At 61.0% G+C, this 21202-nt stretch carries 19 protein-coding genes; 10 read left to right on the forward strand and 9 right to left on the reverse strand.

What is annotated here, in order from left to right:
* Positions 1-729, forward strand: a complete 729-nt coding sequence (locus BLR69_RS13700) for an alanyl-tRNA editing protein (RefSeq protein WP_071493883.1) — start codon at positions 1-3, stop codon at positions 727-729.
* Positions 730-796: 67 nt separating this feature from the next.
* On the opposite strand, the gene BLR69_RS13705 is transcribed toward BLR69_RS13700, so the two are convergent.
* The 7 genes from BLR69_RS13705 to BLR69_RS13735 all read right to left on the reverse strand — a co-directional run bounded on the left by BLR69_RS13705 (position 797) and on the right by BLR69_RS13735 (position 10288).
* Positions 797-1684, reverse strand: a complete 888-nt coding sequence (locus BLR69_RS13705; RefSeq protein WP_071493884.1) for a hypothetical protein — start codon at positions 1682-1684, stop codon at positions 797-799.
* A 149-nt stretch (positions 1685-1833) separates the two neighbouring features.
* Positions 1834-3318 carry a 2-methylcitrate dehydratase gene (gene prpD, locus BLR69_RS13710; protein WP_071493885.1) on the reverse strand — a complete coding sequence of 495 codons (1485 nt, stop codon included), beginning with the start codon at positions 3316-3318 and terminating at the stop codon, positions 1834-1836.
* 203 nt (positions 3319-3521) lie between these two features.
* The gene (prpF, locus tag BLR69_RS13715; protein WP_071493886.1) at positions 3522-4712 is read right to left on the reverse strand and encodes a 2-methylaconitate cis-trans isomerase PrpF; all 1191 of its coding nucleotides are present in this window, start codon (positions 4710-4712) and stop codon (positions 3522-3524) included.
* Between the two features lie 9 nt (positions 4713-4721).
* Positions 4722-7316, reverse strand: coding sequence for a Fe/S-dependent 2-methylisocitrate dehydratase AcnD (gene acnD / locus BLR69_RS13720; protein ID WP_071493887.1), 2595 nt, complete (start codon positions 7314-7316; stop codon positions 4722-4724).
* Between the two features lie 199 nt (positions 7317-7515).
* The gene (gene prpC / locus BLR69_RS13725) at positions 7516-8643 is read right to left on the reverse strand and encodes a bifunctional 2-methylcitrate synthase/citrate synthase (RefSeq protein WP_071493888.1); all 1128 of its coding nucleotides are present in this window, start codon (positions 8641-8643) and stop codon (positions 7516-7518) included.
* A 41-nt stretch (positions 8644-8684) separates the two neighbouring features.
* A complete protein-coding gene (gene prpB, locus BLR69_RS13730) occupies positions 8685-9578 on the reverse strand; it encodes a methylisocitrate lyase (RefSeq protein WP_071493889.1) in 894 nt (297 codons plus the stop codon).
* Entirely contained in the window at positions 9578-10288 is a 711-nt protein-coding gene (locus BLR69_RS13735) for a GntR family transcriptional regulator (RefSeq protein ID WP_071493890.1), read from the reverse strand. Before BLR69_RS13735 ends, prpB begins: the two co-directional genes overlap by 1 nt.
* Positions 10289-10558: 270 nt before the next feature.
* On the opposite strand from BLR69_RS13735, the gene rloA reads away from it, so the two are divergent.
* From rloA to BLR69_RS13765, 6 genes are all read left to right on the forward strand, one after another.
* Complete coding sequence (rloA, locus tag BLR69_RS13740; protein ID WP_071493891.1) at positions 10559-11095, forward strand: retropepsin-like aspartic peptidase RloA; 537 nt, start codon at positions 10559-10561, stop codon at positions 11093-11095.
* A gap of 5 nt (positions 11096-11100) precedes the next feature.
* The gene (gene rloB / locus BLR69_RS13745) at positions 11101-12633 is read left to right on the forward strand and encodes an osmotic stress tolerance membrane protein RloB (protein WP_058427392.1); all 1533 of its coding nucleotides are present in this window, start codon (positions 11101-11103) and stop codon (positions 12631-12633) included.
* Complete coding sequence (locus BLR69_RS13750) at positions 12633-13619, forward strand: alpha-L-glutamate ligase-like protein (RefSeq protein WP_071493892.1); 987 nt, start codon at positions 12633-12635, stop codon at positions 13617-13619. The genes rloB and BLR69_RS13750 overlap by 1 nt, the downstream gene beginning before the upstream one ends.
* 194 nt (positions 13620-13813) lie before the next feature.
* A complete protein-coding gene (gene pabB / locus BLR69_RS13755; RefSeq protein ID WP_071493893.1) occupies positions 13814-15157 on the forward strand; it encodes an aminodeoxychorismate synthase component I in 1344 nt (447 codons plus the stop codon).
* Between the two features lie 229 nt (positions 15158-15386).
* The gene (locus tag BLR69_RS13760; protein ID WP_071493894.1) at positions 15387-15689 is read left to right on the forward strand and encodes a type II toxin-antitoxin system HigB family toxin; all 303 of its coding nucleotides are present in this window, start codon (positions 15387-15389) and stop codon (positions 15687-15689) included.
* On the forward strand, positions 15689-16045 hold the full coding sequence (locus tag BLR69_RS13765) for a helix-turn-helix domain-containing protein (RefSeq protein WP_071493895.1): 357 nt from the start codon (positions 15689-15691) through the stop codon (positions 16043-16045). The genes BLR69_RS13760 and BLR69_RS13765 overlap by 1 nt, the downstream gene beginning before the upstream one ends.
* Before the next feature lie 12 nt (positions 16046-16057).
* Here the strand turns inward: BLR69_RS13765 and thrH are convergent, their stop codons facing one another.
* Entirely contained in the window at positions 16058-16675 is a 618-nt protein-coding gene (gene thrH / locus BLR69_RS13770; RefSeq protein ID WP_071493896.1) for a bifunctional phosphoserine phosphatase/homoserine phosphotransferase ThrH, read from the reverse strand.
* A 152-nt stretch (positions 16676-16827) separates the two neighbouring features.
* Here thrH and BLR69_RS13775 point away from each other — a divergent pair, with 152 nt between their 5' ends.
* The 3 genes from BLR69_RS13775 (at position 16828) to BLR69_RS13785 (ending at position 20285) form a co-directional block, all read left to right on the forward strand.
* Positions 16828-17562, forward strand: coding sequence for a phosphoadenylyl-sulfate reductase (locus tag BLR69_RS13775; protein ID WP_071493897.1), 735 nt, complete (start codon positions 16828-16830; stop codon positions 17560-17562).
* 466 nt (positions 17563-18028) lie between these two features.
* Positions 18029-19555, forward strand: coding sequence for an NCS1 family nucleobase:cation symporter-1 (locus tag BLR69_RS13780; RefSeq protein WP_071493898.1), 1527 nt, complete (start codon positions 18029-18031; stop codon positions 19553-19555).
* A gap of 13 nt (positions 19556-19568) precedes the next feature.
* Positions 19569-20285: an aspartate/glutamate racemase family protein gene (locus BLR69_RS13785; RefSeq protein WP_071493899.1), complete on the forward strand. Its 717-nt coding sequence runs from the start codon at positions 19569-19571 to the stop codon at positions 20283-20285.
* On the opposite strand, the gene BLR69_RS13790 is transcribed toward BLR69_RS13785, so the two are convergent.
* Positions 20266-21195, reverse strand: a complete 930-nt coding sequence (locus BLR69_RS13790; RefSeq protein ID WP_071493900.1) for a LysR family transcriptional regulator — start codon at positions 21193-21195, stop codon at positions 20266-20268. The two genes, BLR69_RS13785 and BLR69_RS13790, sit on opposite strands and share 20 nt — an antisense overlap.
* Positions 21196-21202: the final 7 nt, after the last annotated feature.

The following is a 21202-nucleotide window of genomic DNA, read 5'->3' on the forward strand; positions in this document are numbered from 1 at the left end:
ATGTCCGTGCACACCATGGAAACCCTGGCGCTGTTCGACAGCGCGCCCTACCAGAACGCCTTCAGCGCCCGGGTGATTGCCGTCAGCGAACACGGCGTCGCCCTGGAACACACGTTGTTCTACCCCACCGGGGGCGGGCAGCCAGGCGACACGGGGCACCTCACCCTGGCGGACGGTACGCGGGTCGACGTGACCGGCACAGTGCGCGACCCTGTGCAGCGCTCGATCATATGGCACCAGGTGGAACACTGCCCCGAGCAATTGACCGCCGGGGTGCAGGTGGACGCCGGCCTCGACTGGGAGCGGCGCTACCAGCACATGAAGATGCACACCTGCCTGCACCTGTTGTGCTCGATCATCGACGCGCCGGTCACCGGATGCAGCATCAGCGCGGACAAAGGCCGCCTGGACTTCGACCTGCCGGAAATGACCCTCGACAAAGACAGCATCACCCGCGATCTCAACACGTTGATCGAACAGGCCCACCCGGTAAAAACCCTGTCGATGCCCGCCACCGAGTACGCCACGCTATTGCAGATCACCCGCACACAGGCGGTGGCACCGCCGATGATCCAAGGGGCAGTCCGGGTGATTGAGATTGCCGGCATTGATATCCAGCCGTGTGGCGGCACCCATGTGCTCAACACCGAAGAAATCGGCAGGGTGTTCTGCGAGAAGATCGAAAAGAAGAGCAAGCACAACCGCCGGGTGATTTTGCGGTTTGAATGATACGACCAACAAGTAGAGGTCAATAGAGAGCTGGATAGGCCTTGCCCCTATTGACCTGACTATCACCTTAAGATGTTCCTGCCTGGGCTTGAGCGCTCTGATTGAGTGCCTCTATTTGCTGCTGCAGTTGTTTGCGTGTGTTTTCGAAATCGGCAATTATCTGATCTAGATGGGCACGAAGTTGCTCGTTTTCGCGCAAGAGCGTATCAATGTGGGATTCCTCGGACGACGAGACGTTATTCGTATCGGGCGCATTAGCGGCCGCTGAAGAATACGAGGGGGTACTGCCCTGAGCGCCCGAGGCCTGAGGAGCAACCTGACTGGGTGGCGTCCCGCTCTCGGCCAGCTTCTTGTTCAATGCTTGTATTTGCTCTTGAAGCCGTGTGACGAACGTATTGAATTGGGTTTGCAGTGGTTCAACTGTGTCGTGCAGTTGCTTGTTTTCGGCCGAGATCTGCTCAAAGTTCTGCGGCACCTGCGGCTCTGACACCGGCGCGTTTTCTGACTGGGCCTTCACCTCAGATGATGCACTGCTCCCGCAACCGCTACTGGCGTCTGGGGCCGGCGGAGAGTCACCTTTTGCAGACTCCCCGTTTTTATCGAGTTTTTCCTGGAGATCATCCACTTGCTTTTGAAGTTTGAGGATTAACGGCGAGAACTGAGCAACCAGTTGTTCAAGTCTTTCACGCAGTTGTTTGTTTTCCTTAGACAGCTGCTCCAGGCGACCGGGATCTGTTTGTGTGGCAGGTGCGGGCGAGTTGACCATGCCACTGTGCGCAGAAAATCGCCCGCGTTGTTGCGTCGACATCGACTGACGGGGTGCTGTGGGATCGGACTGGTTGCTTGGCGAAGTCTGCGCTTCGGCACTGTCTTCGTACCGAGTCGGCGCAGGCTTTGGAGACATCTCATAGTTAGCGTGATAGGGAGCGTACTGCTGATAGTTTACGCTGGTCATAAAGCGCCTCTCAGGTTCAGGTGGTGTATTCAAGGCTGCCCGGTCGCGGGCCGTCTGACTTCCTGATTGGCAGTTATCTGAAAACGGTTCCGCAGAAGTAGGAAACATGACTCTCAAAGTGTGTCGTCGCTACCCCTTGAAACACGTTTTCAGATCACCCACGCGTCCACAAACCGATTCACCGCAGTCGCCTCAAGCCGTGCCGGGTCCTTGCACAACGCAAAAATCTCGGCACTGCGCTGCGCGGTAAACCGCGTGGCCAGGTTGGCCTTGAACTTATCCTCCAGCAACGGGATGCCCTCCACCCGACGGCGGCGATGGCCGATCGGGTACTCCACCGCCACCTGTTCGGTATGCGTGCCGTCCTTGAAGAACACCTGCACCGCGTTGGCAATGGAGCGCTTGTCAGCCTCCAGGTATTCGCGGCTGTAGCGTGGGTCTTCGACGATGACCATTTTGTCCCGCAGCGCGTCGATGATCGGATGGGCGGCGTGGAATTCGTCTTCGTACTGCTCGGCCACCAGATTGCCGAACGCCAACGGCACGGCGGTCATGTATTGCAGGCAGTGGTCACGGTCAGCAGCGTTGGCCAGTTGCCCGACCTTGGAGATGATGCGAATTGCCGACTCATGGGTGGTGATCACGATACGTTCGATTTCCTGCAGGCGATCCTTGACCAACGGATGCAAGGTCACCGCCGCTTCGCAGGCCGTTTGCGCATGGAACTCGGCGGGGAAGCTGATCTTGAACAGCACGTTCTCCATCACATAGGTGCCGTAGGGCTGGGACAGGCTGAACCCGCGCTTGTCCTGGGGTTTGAGCGCCAGGTCCTTGTTGGTGTGGCTGAACAGTACGTCGTAGAAGCCCCACTGCGGCGCGCTCAGCACACCGGGGATGCCCATTTCGCCACGCATCGCAATATCCGCCAGGCGCACACCCCGGCTGGAGGCATCTCCCGCCGCCCAGGACTTGCGCGACCCGGCATTCGGCGCATGCCGATACGTGCGCAACGCCTGCCCATCGACAAACGCGTGGGACAAGGCCGCCAGCAGTTGCTCGCGGTTGGCGCCCATCAGCTTGGCGGTCACGGCCGTGGAGGCGACTTTGACCAGCAGCACATGGTCGAGGCCGACACGGTTGAACGAGTTTTCCAGGGCAATCACGCCTTGGATTTCGTGGGCCATGATCATCGCTTCCAGCACCGCGCGCATCGTCAGCGGTGCGTCACCGTTGGCTATACGCTTTTGCGACAGATGGTCCGCTACGGCGAGAATACCGCCGAGGTTGTCCGATGGGTGGCCCCACTCGGCGGCGAGCCAGGTGTCGTTGTAATCGAGCCAGCGCACGATGCAGCCGATGTCCCACGCGGCCTTGATCGGGTCCAGCCGGAACGAAGTACCCGGTACACGAGCGCCAAACGGCACCACCGTGCCCTCGACCATCGGCCCCAGGTGCTTGGTGCACTCTGGGAAACGCAGGGCCAGCAGGCCGCAACCCAAGGTGTCCATCAGGCAGTTGCGGGCGGTGTCCAACGCGGCCTGGGAATCGATCCGGTAAGTGAGGACATAATCGGCGATGTCCTGCAGGACCTGGTCGTAGTCGGGACGGTTGTTCTGGTCGACGTTGGCGCTCATGGCAGTACTCCTAAAAGGTTGGGTTAGTCCTCAGGATCACGGTTGATAGCTCCATCGCAGGTCTGGCCGCCTGCTTGGGGGTATGAAGATCCAATGTGGGAGGGGGCTTGCCCCCGATGGCGGTGGGTCAGTTGATATATGTGTCTGCTGACACACCGCTATCGGGGGCAAGCCCCCTCCCACACTGGGGACAGTGTGGGTTGTTAGAAAGCATCGCCGGGGACGCGTACGAACCCCTCCATCAACACCCGGGCGCTGCGGCTCATGATGGCTTTTTTCACCACCCACTCGCCGTTGACCTGGGTGGCTTCAGCGCCGACGCGCAAGGTGCCGGACGGGTGCCCGAAGCGCACGGCATTGCGCTCCACGCCACCGGCCGCGAGGTTGACCAGGGTGCCGGAAATCGCTGCCGCCGTACCGATCGCCACCGCCGCCGTGCCCATCATCGCGTGGTGCAACTTGCCCATGGACAGCGCACGCACCAGCAGGTCCACATCACCCGCCTTGATCGCCTTGCCGCTGGACGCCACGTAGTCCGCAGGCTTGGCCACAAACGCCACCTTCGGTGTGTGTTGACGTTGGGCAGCTTCGTCCAGGTGCTGGATCAGGCCCATGCGCAACGCGCCATAAGCCCGCACGGTTTCGAACATCGCCAGGGCCTTGGGGTCGCTGTTGATCGCACCTTGCAGCTCGGTGCCGGTGTAGCCGAGGTCTTCGGCGTTGATGAAGATGGTCGGGATACCGGCGTTGATCAGCGTTGCCTTGAAGGTGCCGACGCCAGGCACTTCCAGGTCGTCTACCAGGTTGCCGGTGGGAAACATCGAACCACCGCCGCCCTCCTCTTCCGCCGCCGGGTCCATGAATTCCAACTGCACTTCGGCAGCCGGGAAGGTCACGCCGTCGAGTTCGAAGTCACCGGTTTCCTGCACGGCGCCGTCGGTGATCGGCACGTGGGCGATAATGGTCTTGCCGATGTTGGCCTGCCACACACGCACCACCGCCACGCCGTTGTGGGGCACGCGGGCCGCGTCGACCAGGCCGGCACTGACGGCGAAGGAACCGACCGCCGCCGACAGGTTGCCGCAGTTACCGCTCCAATCGACGAAGGGTTTGTCGATGGAGACCTGGCCGAACAGGTAATCCACGTCATGATCGGCGCGGGTGCTTTTGGCCAGGATCACGGTTTTGCTGGTGCTCGAGGTGGCGCCGCCCATGCCGTCGATTTGCTTGTCGTAGGGGTCGGGGCTGCCGATCACCCGCAATAGCAAGGCATCGCGTGCAGCGCCCGGCACCTGCGCCGGTTCGGGCAGGTCCGTGAGGCTGAAAAACACGCCCTTGCTGGTGCCGCCACGCATGTAGGTGGCGGGGATCTTGATTTGCGCTACGTGTGCCATGGTGTCCTCTCAGGCCGTCGCCGCCGATTCCAGGAAGTCCTGGGCAAAACGCTGCAACACGCCGCCCGCCTCGTAGATCGACACTTCTTCGGCGGTGTCGAGGCGGCAGGTCACCGGCACCTCGACACGTTCGCCATTCTTGCGGTTGATCACCAGGGTCAACTGCGCGCGTGGAGTGCGCGCACCGACCACGTCATAGGTCTCGCTGCCATCGATCTTCAGGGTGTGGCGGTCAGTGCCCGGCAGGAACTCCAGCGGCAACACGCCCATGCCCACCAGGTTGGTGCGGTGGATGCGCTCGAAACCTTCGGCGGCAATCGCTTCCACACCGGCCAGGCGCACGCCCTTGGCCGCCCAGTCGCGGGACGAGCCCTGGCCGTAGTCGGCACCGGCAATGATGATCAGCGGTTGCTTGCGATCCATGTAGGTCTCGATGGCTTCCCACATCCGCGTGACCTGGCCTTCCGGCTCGATGCGCGCCAGGGAACCCTGCTTGACCTTGCCGTTTTCCACCACCATTTCGTTGAACAGTTTCGGGTTGGCGAAGGTTGCGCGCTGCGCGGTCAAGTGGTCGCCACGGTGGGTCGCGTAGGAGTTGAAGTCGACTTCCGGCAGGCCCATTTTCGCCAGGTATTCGCCAGCGGCGCTGTCGAGCATGATCGCGTTGGACGGCGACAAGTGGTCGGTGGTGATGTTGTCCGGCAGCACCGCCAATGGGCGCATGCCCTTGAGCGGACGCGCCCCGGCCAGCGCACCTTCCCAGTACGGCGGGCGACGGATATAGGTGCTCTGCGGGCGCCAGTCGTACAGCGGCGCGACTTTCGGGCCGGTGTCTTCGTGGATGGCGAACATCGGGATGTAGACCTGGCGGAACTGCTCCGGCTTGACCGAGGCCTTGACCACTGCGTCGATCTCTTCATCGCTCGGCCAGATGTCCTGCAGGCGGATTTCCTTGCCGTTGGCGTCGAGGCCGAGCACGTCTTTTTCGATGTCGAAGCGGATGGTGCCGGCAATCGCGTACGCCACCACCAGCGGCGGCGACGCGAGGAATGCCTGCTTGGCGTAGGGGTGGATTCGCCCGTCGAAGTTGCGGTTGCCCGACAGCACAGCGGTGGCGTACAGGTCGCGGTCGATGATTTCCTGCTGGATCACCGGGTCGAGCGCGCCGGACATGCCGTTGCAGGTGGTGCAGGCGAACGCCACCACGCCGAAACCGAGCTTTTCCAGCTCATGGCCCAGGCCGGCTTCTTCCAGGTACATGGCCACGGTTTTCGAGCCGGGTGCCAGGGACGATTTGACCCACGGCTTGCGCGTCAGCCCCAGCTTGTTGGCGTTGCGTGCCAGCAAGCCTGCGGCGATCACGTTGCGCGGGTTGCTGGTGTTGGTGCAACTGGTGATAGCGGCGATGATCACCGCACCGTCAGGCATTTGGCCGGGCACTTCGTCCCACTGGCCGGAAATGCCCTTGGACGCCAGGTCGCGGGTGGCAACACGGGCATGGGGGTTGCTCGGGCCGGCCATGTTGCGCACGACGCTGGACAGATCGAAGGTGAGCCCACGCTCGTATTGCGCGCCTTTCAGGTCATCGGCCCACAGGCCGGTGTGGCGAGCATATTGCTCCACCAGGGTGACTTGCTCGTCTTCACGGCCGGTGAGTTTCAGGTAGGCGATGGTCTGCTGGTCGATGTAGAACATCGCCGCGGTCGCGCCGTATTCCGGGGCCATGTTGGAGATGGTTGCACGGTCGCCAAGGGTGAGTGCCGAGGCGCCTTCGCCGAAGAACTCCAGCCAGGCGCCGACCACTTTCTGTTGACGCAGGAACTCGGTCAACGCCAGCACCATGTCGGTGGCGGTGATGCCCGGTTGCAGCTTGCCGGTCAGTTCAACGCCGACGCTTTCCGGCAGGCGCATCCACGAGGCGCGACCGAGCATCACGCTCTCGGCTTCCAGGCCGCCGACACCGATGGCGATCACGCCCAGCGCATCCACGTGGGGGGTGTGGCTGTCGGTGCCGACGCAGGTATCGGGGAAGGCCACGCCGTCGCGCACCTGGATCACCGGGGACATTTTCTCCAGGTTGATCTGGTGCATGATGCCGTTGCCGGGCGGGATCACGTCGACGTTCTTGAAGGCCTTCTTGGTCCACTCGATGAAGTGGAAACGGTCTTCGTTGCGACGGTCTTCGATGGCGCGGTTTTTCTCGAATGCGTCCGGGTCGAAACCGCCGGCTTCGACGGCCAGGGAATGGTCGACGATCAGTTGCGTCGGCACCACCGGGTTGACCTGGGCCGGGTCACCGCCTTGCAGGGCGATGGCGTCACGCAGGCCGGCGAGGTCGACCAGGGCGGTCTGGCCGAGGATGTCGTGGCAGACGACGCGGGCCGGGAACCATGGGAAATCGAGGTCACGCTTGCGTTCGATCAGTTGGCTCAGGGATGCATTGAGGGTGGCCGGGGCACAACGGCGCACGAGGTTTTCCGCAAGCACGCGGGAGGTGTAAGGCAAGGTGGCGTAGGCGCCGGGGGTGATTGCCTCGACAGCCGCACGGGCGTCGAAGTAGTCCAGGCGGCTGCCGGGGAGCGGTTTGCGAAATTCAGTGTTCATCGTCAGGACTCGGTCACGGTGATAACAAGGGGAGGACCTGCACCGATCCAGAATTGAAATGTGGTCAACCTGTGGGAGGGGGCTTGCCCCCGATAGCGGTGGGTCAGTGCCCGCTGCATCAACTGACAGACTGCAATCGGGGGCAAGCCCCCTCCCACATTTGATCCGGTTAACAATTCGGGATCGTCGGCATTCCCATTCAGCGACGTTCGATTGGCACGAACTTGCGCTGCTCAACGCCGGTGTATTCGGCGCTTGGACGGATGATGCGGTTGTTGGCGCGCTGTTCGAACACATGCGCCGCCCAGCCAGTCAGGCGCGAGCACACGAAAATCGGGGTGAACAGCTTGGTCGGGATGCCCATGAAGTGGTACGCCGAGGCGTGGTAGAAGTCGGCGTTGGGGAACAGCTTCTTCTGCTCCCACATGGTCTTGTCGATGGCTTCGGAGACCGGGAACAGCACCTTGTCGCCCACCTCGTCCGCAAGTTTTTTCGACCAGCCCTTGATCACTTCATTACGCGGGTCGCTGTCTTTGTAGATCGCGTGGCCGAAGCCCATGATCTTGTCCTTGCGCGCCAGCATGCCGAGGGTGCCTTCGACCGCCTCTTCAGCGGACGAGAAACGTTCGATCATCTCCATCGCCGCTTCGTTGGCCCCGCCGTGCAGCGGGCCGCGCAGCGAGCCAATGGCGGCGGTGACGCAGGAATACAGGTCGGAAAGTGTCGACGCACACACACGCGCCGTGAAGGTCGAGGCGTTGAATTCGTGCTCCGCATAGAGGATCAACGACACATTCATCACCTTGACGTGCAACTCACTGGGCTTCTTGCCATGCAGCAGGTGCAGGAAGTGGCCGCCGATGCTCGGCTCGTCGGTCACGCAGTCGATGCGCTTGCCGTCGTGGCTGAACCGATACCAGTAGCACATGATCGCCGGGAAGGCGGCGAGCAGGCGGTCGGTGACGTCGCGCTGCACGCTGAAGTCCTGCTCCGGTTCGATATTGCCGAGGAACGAGCATCCGGTGCGCATCACGTCCATCGGGTGGGCATCGGCGGGGATGCGCTCCAGCACTTCCTTCAGCGCTTGCGGCAGGTCGCGCAGCTTGCCCAGCTTGGCGCTGTAGGCAGCCAGCTCGGTCTTGGTCGGCAACTCGCCGTACAGCAGCAGGTAGGCAACTTCTTCAAACTGCGCATCGGCGGCCAGTTCGCGCACGTCGTAGCCGCGATAGGTCAGGCCGGCGCCGGCCTGGCCCACGGTGGACAGTGCGGTCTGCCCGGCCACCTGGCCACGCAGGCCGGCACCACTCAGTACTTTTGCTTCAGCCATGTCTGTTCTCCAATCTTGAATTTATTCGGGAGTGCGCCGGGTTATTTTTTTGCGGCAAACAGTGCGTCGAGCTTCTGCTCGAAGGTGTGGTAGTCGATGCGATCGTAAAGCTCCATACGGGTTTGCATGGTGTCGATCACGTTCTGTTGGGTGCCGTCGCGACGGATCGCGGTGTAGACGTTCTCGGCGGCCTTGTTCATGGCGCGGAAAGCCGAGAGCGGGTACAGCACGATGGAAACATCTGCAGATTTCAACTGTTCGGTGGTGTACAGCGGCGTGGCGCCGAACTCGGTGATGTTGGCCAGGATCGGTGCCTTCACACGGGAGGCGAACAGTTTGTACATGTCCAGCTCAGTGATGGCTTCCGGGAAGACCATGTCGGCGCCGGCCTCGATGCAGGCGGCGGCACGTTCCAGCGCGGACTCCAGGCCTTCGACGGCCAGCGCATCGGTACGCGCCATGATCACAAAGCTGTCATCGGTGCGCGCATCCACGGCGGCCTTGATACGGTCGACCATTTCCTGCTGGGACACGATTTCCTTGTTCGGACGATGACCGCAACGCTTGGCGCCGACCTGGTCTTCGATATGGATGGCGGCCGCGCCGAACTTGATCATCGACTTGACGGTGCGCGCCACGTTGAACGCCGAGGAGCCGAAGCCGGTGTCCACATCCACCAGCAGCGGCAGGTCGCACACGTCGGTGATGCGGCGTACGTCGGTCAGCACGTCATCCAGACCGGTGATGCCCAGGTCCGGCACACCGAGGGAGCCAGCCGCCACCCCGCCACCCGACAGGTAGATCGCCTTGAACCCGGCGCGCTTGGCCAGCAGTGCGTGGTTGGCGTTGATCGCACCGACCACCTGCAGCGGGTGTTCACTGGCGACCGCGTCACGGAAACGCTGGCCTGGAGTCGTCTTGTTATTGGAACTCATCATTCACCTCGTGATGGGGGAGTGCCGTCCGGGAAGTGACGGGCAATATTGCGTTTGGATGCGCCGATATGCCGGCGCATCAACAGTTCGGCCAGTTCACCGTCGCGATCGGCAATCGCGTCAAGAATGCGGTGGTGCTCGGCAAAGGCCTGGCGTGGACGATTGGGGGTGGCGGAAAACTGGATGCGGTACATGCGCACCAATTGGTACAGCTCGCCGCAGAGCATCTGCGTCAGGGTGCGGTTACCGGCGCCCTGGATGATTCGGTAGTGGAAGTCGAAGTCGCCCTCCTGCTGGTAATAGCCGAGGCCGGCCTGGAAGGCTTCGTCGCGTTCATGGGTGTGCAGCACCTGGCGCAGTTCTTCGATTTCCGCGTCGGTCATGCGCTCGGCGGCCAGGCGGCAGGCCATGCCTTCGAGGGATTCGCGGATTTCGTAGAGTTCGATCAGTTCGTCGTGGCTCAGCGACACCACCCGCGCGCCAACGTGGGGCACGCGCACCAGCAGGCGCTGGCCTTCCAGGCGGTGGATCGCCTCGCGCAGCGGGCCGCGGCTGATGCCGTAGGTGCGCGCCAGCTCCGGCTCGGAGATCTTGCTGCCGGGCGCGATCTCACCTTTGACGATGGCGGCCTGGATACGCCGGAAGACGTTCTCGGACATGGTCTGGGAATCGTCTTGTGTCACCACTGGGGATTCCAGCTGATCCAGCATATTGTCGACACCTTTAAAAGCAATGCCGCAAAAACTAGCCAATCAACCCAGGATAGTCAAAGAATAAATCCACATTGTCGACAATCGTCTAATAACCAGGGTTGCACCCTATCGGGGCATGGCCGGCTGCCAGCGCTGGCGCCAAAAAAGCATCATGTTAGAATGCCCGGCACTTTTGCCTGCCATCATTGGATGAAACGGCGTACGAGGGAGTTTGCGCAGCAATGCCAGTCGCCTTGAATTGAACATCGCACTGCCGCCTCGGGATCTATGAGACTCAAACCCTTCCTTCTATCAATGTGCCTGTTGACCGCACCCGGCCTCGGCGCTGCCGCCGAGAAGACCGTGTATGGCCTCAACGAATACGCGCAACTGGCCGGTATCGACCTGGAGGTCGCCGCCAAGCTGGATACCGGTGCCAAGACCGCCTCGCTCAGTGCCCGTGATATCAAGCGCTTCAAGCGCAACGGCGAATCCTGGGTGCGCTTCTACCTGGCCATCGACACCGCCCATTCCCATCCCATCGAGCGTCCCCTGGCCCGCGTCAGCAAGATCAAGCGCCGCGCCGGTGACTACGACCCCGATGAGGACAAGAACTACACCGCCCGTCCGGTGATTGCCCTGGATATCTGCATGGGCACCGCTTTACGCAGCATCGAAGTGAACTTGACTGACCGCAGCGCATTCCAATACCCGCTGCTGATCGGCTCCGAAGCGCTGAAACGCTTTGATGCGCTGGTCGACCCCAGTCTTAAATACGCAGCAGGCAAACCCGCCTGCGCCGCCGACGCTCATACCGCCGAGTAAACCGAATGCGCTCTCTGACCCTGCACCTGAAGATCCTGATCACCATCCTGGTGGTCCTGGGTATTTCGGTCACCGCTTATCAGATCTTCGTGCTGGGGATCCCCGTCACCGAGGACGCCACCGACGACTTGTGGAACATCGACGCCAAGGTCGAGTTCGTCGCCAACCCGAAAGACCCGGTGAAGATCCAGATGTTCGTGCCGCCCTTGAGCCGCGACTTCGTCAGCCTCAACGAAAGCTTCATCTCGAATAACTATGGGGTGAGCGTCAACCGCATCGACGGCAACCGTAAGGTCACCTGGTCGGCCCGCCGTGCCAAGGGCAACCAGACCCTGTATTACCGCCTGGTGCTGACCAAACGCTACAGCGGCGAAAAAGTCAAAGTGAAGGGCCCCACGTTCCGCGACAGCATTGCCGTGGAAGGCCCGGAAAAAATCGCCGCCGAAGCCCTGCTGGCGCCGATCCGCCAGCACTCGGCCGACGTCGAGACGTTTATCACCGAAGCGATCAAGCGCACCAACAACCTCAACGACGACAACGTGAAGCTGCTGCTGGCGGGCGACCCGTCGACGCCGCACAAGGCCAAGATCGTCGAATTGCTGCTGTCCATCGCCCATGTGCCGGTGGAAAAGGTCCACACCATCCGCCTGGTCGCCGACCAGCCGCAAACCCCGGAACTGTGGCTGCGCAGCTTCAACGGCAATGACTGGTTGTACTTCAACCCGGAAACCGGCGAACAGGGCCTGCCTGCCGACCGCCTGCTGTGGTGGACCGGTGATGAAAACCTGATCACCGTCGACGGCGGCAAGAAGGCCATGGTGACCTTCAGCCTCAACAACAGCGAGATGAACGCGATTCGCCTGGCCAAGCTGACCGACGAGAACACCGACGCCAACTTCCTCGAATACTCGCTGTACGGCCTGCCGCTGCAAACCCAGCAAACCTTCATGATCATGGTGATGATCCCGATCGGCGTGCTGGTGATCCTGATCCTGCGTAACCTGATCGGCTTGCAGACGCTGGGCACGTTCACCCCGGTGCTGATCGCCCTGGCGTTCCGCGAGACGCAACTGGGCTTCGGGATTGTGCTGTTTACGATTATCACGGCGCTGGGGCTGTCGCTCAGGTCGTACCTGGAACACCTCAAATTGCAGATGTTGCCGAGACTTTCGGTGGTGCTGACCTTTGTGGTGGTGCTGATTGCGGCCATCAGCCTGTTCAGCCATAAATTGGGGCTGGAGCGCGGGCTGTCGGTGGCGCTGTTCCCGATGGTGATTCTGACCATGACCATCGAACGCCTGTCGATCACCTGGGAAGAACGCGGCGCCAACCATGCGCTGAAAGTGGCGATTGGTACGCTGTTCGCGGCGTCCCTGGCGCACCTGATCATGAGCGTGCCGGAGCTGATCTACTTCGTGTTCACCTTCCCGGCGATCCTGCTGATCCTGGTGGGTTTCATGCTGGCCATGGGGCGTTATCGCGGTTACCGCCTGACCGAGCTGGTGCGTTTCAAGGCGTTCTTGAAGGCTGACCAGTAATGTTCGGTTTCTGGAAGACCTGGAAAGCCCTGGAAGCGCGCGGGATCATGGGCATCAACCGGCGTAACGCCGACTACGTGCTCAAGTACAACAAGCGCAGCCTGTACCCGATCGTGGATGACAAGATCATCACCAAGGAACGCGCGCTGGCGGCCGGCATCCATGTGCCGGAAATGTATGGGGTGATCAGCACCGAGAAGGAAATCGACAAGCTCGACGAGATCATCGGCGGGCGCAGCGACTTCGTGATCAAGCCGGCCCAGGGTGCCGGCGGTGACGGCATCCTGGTAGTCGCCGACCGCTTTGAAGGACGCTACCGCACGGTGTCCGGCAAGATCATCAGCCATGAAGAAATCGAGCATCAGATTTCCAGCATCCTCACCGGCCTGTACTCCCTGGGCGGCCACCGTGATCGTGCGTTGATCGAGTACCGCGTGGTGCCCGACCAGATCTTCAAGAGCATCAGCTATGAAGGCGTGCCGGACATCCGCATCATCGTGCTGATGGGCTACCCGGTGATGGCCATGCTGCGCTTGCCGACCCGCCAGTCGGGCGGCAAGGCCAACCTGCACCAGGGTGCCATTGGCGTCGGCGTGGACCTTGCCACCGGCCTGACCCTGCGCGGCACCTGGCTGAACAACATCATCACCAAACACCCCGACACCACCAATGCGGTGGATGGCGTGCAATTGCCCAACTGGGACGGTTTCATGAAGCTCGCCGCCGGCTGCTATGAGTTATGCGGGCTGGGCTATATCGGCGTGGACATGGTGCTGGACCAGGAGAAAGGCCCGCTGATCCTGGAGCTGAATGCGCGGCCTGGGCTGAATATCCAGATTGCCAATGACTGCGGTTTGACCCTGCGTACCCATGCAGTGGAAGCGCGGTTGGAGGAGCTGAACGCCGCTGGCGTGACGGAAACGCCGGAGGAGCGGGTGAAGTTCGTTCAAGAAATGTTTGGGCATATTCCACCGGTTGAAGGCTGAAGACCAATCTAATGTGAGAGCGGGCTTATGTGGGAGCGGGCTTGCTCGCGAAGACGGCGTGTCAGTCAACAGATGCGTGACTGACCCACCGCATTCGCGAGCAAGCCCGCTCCCACATTTGAACCGCGCTCTAGGACCAAATTCTTCGGGGGGCTACAATCCCCTCCCCCACGCCAACGGCTGATCCACCCCGCATGCCAACCTGCTCCGTACACCCACTGCCCTATCGAGCCAACCCCGCGGAATATTTTGCGGCGATTCGTCACGCCCCTGGCGCGGTGCTGCTGGACAGCGGCCGGCCGGCAGCCGAACGCGGGCGATATGACCTGCTGAGCGCCTGGCCGCAGGAAACATTGACGGTATCGCCCGACGAAAGCGGCAGTGATTTCCTGCAACGCTTGCGGGAAAACCTTACGCATCTGGGCGAAGCGGATCTACCGACCGGTTACACGCTGCCCTTTGCCGGTGGACTGATCGGCTACCTGAGCTATGACTTTGGTCGGCATCTGGAGCAGATGCCGCATCTGGCAACGGACGACCTGCACCTGCCGGATGCGCGCTTTGGCCTGTATGCCTGGGCGTTGACCAGTGATCACCAGGCGCAGACCAGCCAGTTGGTGTTCCATCCCACGCTGGCCGAGAACGAACGGCAGCGGTTGATCGAGTTATTCAGCCATGACGTTGCCAACACATCGGCGACGTTCAAACTCCAGGGTCCCATGACGCCGGACCTCACCGCCGAGGCTTACCGTCAGGCCATTGTGCGTATCCAGGATTACATCCAGGCCGGCGACTGTTACCAGGTCAACTTCGCCCAGCGTTTTCGAGCGCCGTGCAGCGGTGATCCATGGGTCGCTTACTGCGCCCTGCGCGAAGCCTGCCCGACGCCGTTCTCCGGGTTTCAAAGCCTGCCGGACGAGGGTGCGGTGCTGAGCCTGTCGCCAGAGCGTTTCGTGCACATCAGCAAACGCCAGGTCGAAACCCGCCCCATCAAAGGCACCCGCCCACGCGGGCTGACGCCTGAGGAAGACGCGGCCAACGCCGCCGAACTGCTGGCCAGCCCCAAAGACCGCGCCGAAAACCTGATGATTGTCGACCTGCTGCGCAACGACCTGGGGCGCACCTGCCGCACCGGCTCGGTCAGCGTGCCGGAGCTGTTCAGCCTGGAAAGCTACCCCAACGTGCACCACCTGGTGAGCAGCGTCATCGGCGAGCTGGCAGACGGCAAGGACGCTCTCGACCTGATCGCCGGCAGCTTCCCCGGCGGTTCCATTACCGGCGCGCCGAAGATCCGCGCGATGCAGATCATCGACGAGCTGGAGCCGACTCGCCGTGGGTTGTACTGCGGTTCGCTGGTGTATCTGGATGTGCGCGGCGAGATGGACAGTTCCATCGCCATTCGCAGTTTGCTGGTGAAGGATGGCCAGGTGTGCTGCTGGGGCGGCGGCGGGATTGTGGCGGACTCGCAGTGGGAGGCGGAGTATCAGGAGTCGCTGACGAAGGTGCGGGTGTTGTTACACACTTTGGAAAGTCTGTAGCAACCAAGCCCCTCCTGGCTCTTGTCGACAGAGCCGCCCGAAAGGAAAAAACCTGAATCAGAACGTCTATGGACGGTATTAGGGCTGGACGATAGCGTCCGGCTTGGACCATCCACTGGCCGTCTGTGAGGGATCACATGAACCGACTGCTTACTCGTCAAAAATTGTTTCCGCAATTGCATCTCCATCCAACCGCGCCTATATTCTCCCAAAATGGGAGGTAGACGCGATGCGCATAATCGCTCTCTCTACCCTGCGAATATTCTGGGAAAGCCACCCAGCCTATTCCGACGCTAAAACACCGCTGGTCGAGCTGTACCGCCATATGGAAAAAACGACTTACCCAACGCCACAGGCGCTCAAAGCAGAGCTTCGAACGGCGAGCATCCTTAAAGGTGGCAGGGTTGTGTTCAACGTGGGCGGCAACAAGTACCGGGTGATCATGGCGATCGATTATCAGCGCCAGCTTGGGTTCATACGTTTCGTAGGGACCCACGTGCAATACAACCAGATCAACGCAGAGACCGTGTGATGAACATCAAACCTATACATTCCCAGGAAGACCTGACCGCAGCGCTCGCGCGCGTAGAGCAGATCTGGGGAGCTGAAATCGGCTCGCCGGAGGGTGACGAGCTGGAAATCCTCGCCATCCTCATCGAGAGATACGAGGCCGAGCATTATCCAATGCCTCCTTCAGATCCGGTGGAAGCCATCAAATTCCGCATGGAACAACTGGGCATGACCGCCCGCGACCTGGAGCCCTTTATCGGCACCAGTGGGCGGGTATCAGAGGTGTTGAACCATAAGCGAAAATTGAGTCTGTCGATGATCAAGCGCCTGCATGAAGGCTTGAGTATTCCTTATGAGCGTTTGCTGGCAGGCGTTTGATCAACCGCAGGGTTACAGGCTCAACGACCGACTCGAGGCCTTGATGAATTCCTTCTTCAAATCCTCAAAGGTATGCACCGCCGGGAATTGCGGGAATTCGCGAATCACGTTTTCCGGCGCATGGAACAGAATCCCACGGTCGGCTTCACCCAGCATGGTGGTGTCGTTGTAGGAGTCACCGGCAGCGATCACACGGTAGTAGAGGGTCTTGAAGGCCAATACCGACTGACGCTTCGGATCTTTCTGGCGCAGTTGGTAACTCACCACACGGTCAGTTTCGTCGGTAATCAGGCGGTGGCACAGCAGGGTCGGGAAACCCAGTTGGCGCATCAGCGGCTGGGAGAATTCGTAGAACGTGTCGGACAGGATCACCACCTGGAAGCGCTCGCGCAGCCAGTTGACGAACTCGATGGCGCCATCCAGCGGCTTCAGAGTGGCGATCACTGCCTGGATGTCGGCGAGCTTGAGCCCATGCTCATCAAGGATGCGCAGGCGCTGCTTCATCAGTACGTCGTAGTCGGGAATGTCACGGGTAGTGGCACGCAGGGATTCAATACCGGTTTTTTCGGCGAAGGCGATCCAGATTTCCGGAACCAGTACTCCTTCCAGATCGAGACAGGCAATTTCCACAAGACACTCCCCTAGAGATGTTGTTGGTTGAGCGAGCAAATGCACTGCCGAACTCTAGCCATTCACGCTCGCCGCCGCAACGCAGGGCGGATTTTGATACCATCGCTCCCCTATAGAGCGCTCAGCGCCACTGACCTGTAGGAACCGTCCTGATGAACCAAGCCTTCGACGTCGCTGAACTCGCCGCGACTTATGCCAACAAATCCGCCCAGGACATTCTCAAGCTGGCGTTCAGCCAGTTCGGTGATGACCTGTGGATTTCCTTCAGCGGCGCCGAGGACGTGGTGCTGGTGGACATGGCCTGGAAGCTGAACAAGAACGTCAAGGTGTTCAGCCTCGACACCGGCCGCCTGCACCCGGAGACCTATCGGTTTATCGAGCAAGTGCGCGAGTTCTACAAGATCGACATCGAGCTGATCTCGCCGGACCAGAGCAAGCTGGAACCTTTCGTCAAAGAGAAAGGCCTGTTCAGCTTCTATAAGGACGGCCACGGCGAATGCTGCGGCGTGCGCAAGATCGAACCGCTGCGCCGTAAACTCGCCGGCGTCACTGCCTGGGCCACCGGACAGCGCCGCGACCAGAGCCCCGGCACCCGCAGCCAGGTGGCGGCGTTGGAAATCGACACGGCCTTCTCGACACCGGAACGCACCCTGTACAAGTTCAACCCGCTGGCACAGATGACCAGTGAGGAAGTCTGGGGTTACATCCGCATGCTGGAGCTGCCGTACAACAGCCTGCATGAGCGCGGCTTCATCAGCATCGGCTGCGAGCCCTGCACCCGCCCAGTGTTGCCGAACCAGCATGAGCGTGAAGGTCGCTGGTGGTGGGAAGAGGCCACCCAGAAGGAATGCGGGCTACATGCCGGGAATATCATCAGCAAGGCCTGAAGTTGCGCTGTAAAAATGTGGGAGGGGGCTTGCCCCCGATAGCGGTGGGTCAGCCAGGTCAATGGTGACTGGCACTCCGCAATCGGGGGCAAGCCCCCTCCCACATTTGATTTATGTTTGCCGCCGAACGTGTACACACACATGTAACCATCGGTGCCATTTATGTGTGCAATCCATCTTGTGGCGCACCATTACGTAACACCTCTCCGCTCCTGCCTTTTGTCTTTGCAAATCGCCCGGTTCCCACCAAAAAATAAATAACTGTTCAAACGGTCAATTTATATTGCTTTTAATTCAGCTAGTTATTTCATAAACCTATAAAAACGAAATTACCCAAGGTTTTCATATATCCAAAACTGGCACGCAAGTGGCTTAAGGTGAAATACGCTTTGTATACAATAAATACAAAACCTACATACACTTTGCCATCTGCAGTCTGGCTGCCGATGCGCTGGAGCCTGCCGGAATGCGTACAAGCCTCTCGAATAACATCGCACTGGATCTGCCCTCCTCCCTGAAGCCCGAAGCCATCGAGCCCGGCCCTCTGGTGCTGAGCCCACGCCTGCACAACAAGGACCTGGCGCCCACCAAGGTTGAAGGCCGGCGCTGGGGTCGCTATAGCATCTTCGCGCTGTGGACCAATGACGTACACAACATCGCCAACTACTCGTTTGCCATTGGCTTGTATGCACTGGGCCTGGGCGGCTGGCAGATTCTGTTGTCTCTCGGCATCGGTGCAGCGCTGGTGTACTTCTTCATGAACTTGTCGGGCTATATGGGGCAGAAGACCGGCGTGCCGTTTCCAGTGATCAGCCGTATCAGCTTCGGCATTCATGGCGCACAGATTCCGGCGTTGATCCGCGCGGTGATTGCGATTGCCTGGTTCGGCATCCAGACCTACCTGGCGTCGGTGGTGTTCCGCGTGTTGCTGACGGCGATTCATCCGGGCTTTGCCGAATACGACCACAACTCGATCCTGGGCCTGTCGTCCCTCGGCTGGGTATGCTTCGTGGCGATCTGGCTGGTGCAACTGGTGATCCTGGCCTACGGCATGGAAATGGTGCGCCGCTACGAAGGTTTCGCCGGGCCGGTGATTTTGCTCACCGTGGCGTCGTTGGCCGGTTGGATGTATTTTCAAACGGGCGGCAACATTGCCTGGTCGATCCGCGAGCCGCTGAGCGGCGGCGAGATGTGGCGCAATATCTTTGCCGGTGGCGCGCTGTGGCTGGCGATCTACGGCACGCTGATCCTCAATTTCTGTGACTTCGCCCGCTCATCGCCCTGCCGCAAGACCATCCAGGTCGGTAACTTCTGGGGCCTGCCGGTAAATATCCTGGTGTTTGCCGCGATCACCGTGCTGCTGTGCGGCGGGCAGTTCCAGCTCAATGGCCGGGTGATCGAAAGCCCTACCGAAATCATCGCCGCCATCCCGAATACCTTCTTCCTGGTGCTGGGCTGCCTGGCGTTCCTGATCGTCACCGTGGCGGTGAACATCATGGCCAACTTTGTCGCGCCGGCCTTTGTACTGAGCAACCTGGCGCCCAAGTACCTGAACTTCCGTCGCGCCGGGTTGATCAGCGCCACCGTGGCGGTGCTGATCCTGCCGTGGAACCTCTACAACAGCCCGCTGGTGATCGTGTACTTCCTCTCCGGCCTGGGCGCGCTGCTGGGGCCGCTGTATGGGGTGATCATGGTCGATTACTGGTTGATCCGCAAAAGCCAGGTCGACGTGCCGCAGTTGTACAGCGAAGACCCAAGCGGCGCTTATTACTACAGCCGGGGAATCAATTTGCGTGCGGTGGCAGCGTTTGTTCCGGCGGCGGTGATCGCCATTCTCCTGGCTTTGTTACCGGGTTTCGCCAGCGTCTCACCGTTCTCCTGGATGTTTGGCGCCGGTATTGCAGGGCTGTTGTATTTGCTGATCGCCAAGCGCCAGCCGTTCTACGCCGATGTCAGTGGCGAAAGCATTGCCGTCGATAACGTCAGTCATTAATCAAGGACCTGCCATGCGTATCCTCGTGGTCAACGTCAACACCACCGAATCCATTACCGAAACCATCGCCCAGCAGGCCCGCGCCGTGGCTGCGCCGGGCACAGAGATTGTCGGGCTCACGCCGTACTTCGGCGCCGAATCGGTGGAGGGCAACTTTGAAAGCTACCTGGCGGCCATCGCGGTGATGGACCGGGTGATGGCCTACGACCAGCCGTTCGATGCGGTGATCCAGGCTGGCTACGGCGAGCATGGTCGTGAAGGTTTGCAGGAATTGCTCAACGTACCAGTGGTGGACATCACCGAAGCCGCCGCCAGCACCGCGATGTTCCTCGGCCACACCTATTCGGTGGTGACCACCCTGGACCGCACTGTGCCGCTGATCGAAGACCGCCTGAAACTGGCCGGCCTGTACCAGCGCTGCGCCTCGGTACGCGCCAGTGGCATGGCGGTGCTGGAGCTGGAAGAAAACCCGCTGGCGGCGATGGAAGCCATCGTGCGCCAGGCCGAGTTGGCCATCAGCGAAGACAAGGCCGAGGTGATCTGCCTGGGTTGTGGCGGCATGGCCGGGCTGGATGAGCAGATTCGCCAGCGCACCGGCGTGCCGGTGGTGGATGGGGTGACGGCGGCGGTGACCATTGCCGAGTCGCTGGTGCGGTTGGGACTGTCGACGTCGAAGATCAGGACTTATGCGACGCCGAGGGCGAAAAAAGTCATCGGTTGGCCGCGCTGAAGCGTTGGTTCAACTGCTGCTCGGCGAATTGCTCGATGATGAAATCCACAAACGCGCGAGTCTTGCCGGGCAGCAGTTTGTGTTCGGCGTAGTAAATGGAGATGTTGCCGTCGTCGACGTACCAGTCGGGCAGCACTCGCACCACCGCGCCGCTGTCCAGGAATGGCACGGCCATGGGCATGCTCACCAAGGCGATGCCCAGGCCTTGGGCGCTGGCGCAGCAGGCGGCTTCGGAGTCGCTCATGGTCATGCTCGGCTTGAGTACCAGCGGGCGGTGTTCACGCTCGATACTGGTCAATTGCCAGGACCGTATTCGACCGGTCTGCGGTGAACGGATGAGGATGCCGTGGCAACGCGCCAAATCTTCGGGCACCCGCACCGGAGGACGCTGCGCCAGGTAGTCCGGGGACGCCACCAGCACTCGATGGGCCGGCGTCAACTTGCGCGCCACCACCCCCTGAGGCAGCTCGAAGCCACCACCAATGGCGGCATCGAAGCCCTGGCCGATCAGGTCGACCTGGCGGTTATCGAAATGCCAGTCCGGGCTGATGTCCGGGAAGCGACGCATGAACACGCCCAATAGCGGCACCACGTAGCGATTGCCAAACACCGTACCCATGCTCACTTTCAACGTGCCCACCGGCCGCCCTTCGGCGCTGGCCAGGTTGGCCACGGCGTTCTGGATGGTGGTGAGGCTGCCGCTGACCTCTTCAAGGAACAGCTTGCCGGCTTCGGTGAGGGTGAGGCGCCGGGTACTGCGCTGGAACAGGCGTACACCCAGGCGTGCCTCAAGCTTGGCGACACTTTTGCCCACCGCCGCCGGTGTCAGGCTCAGGTGCCGCGCCGCTTCGGCAAAGCTGCCACCTTCGGCGCTACGCACGAAACATTCGATACTGCCAAAGCTTTCCATATCGCCC

This window comes from Pseudomonas azotoformans, from assembly GCF_900103345.1.
GTDB classification, from domain to species: domain Bacteria; phylum Pseudomonadota; class Gammaproteobacteria; order Pseudomonadales; family Pseudomonadaceae; genus Aquipseudomonas; species Aquipseudomonas azotoformans.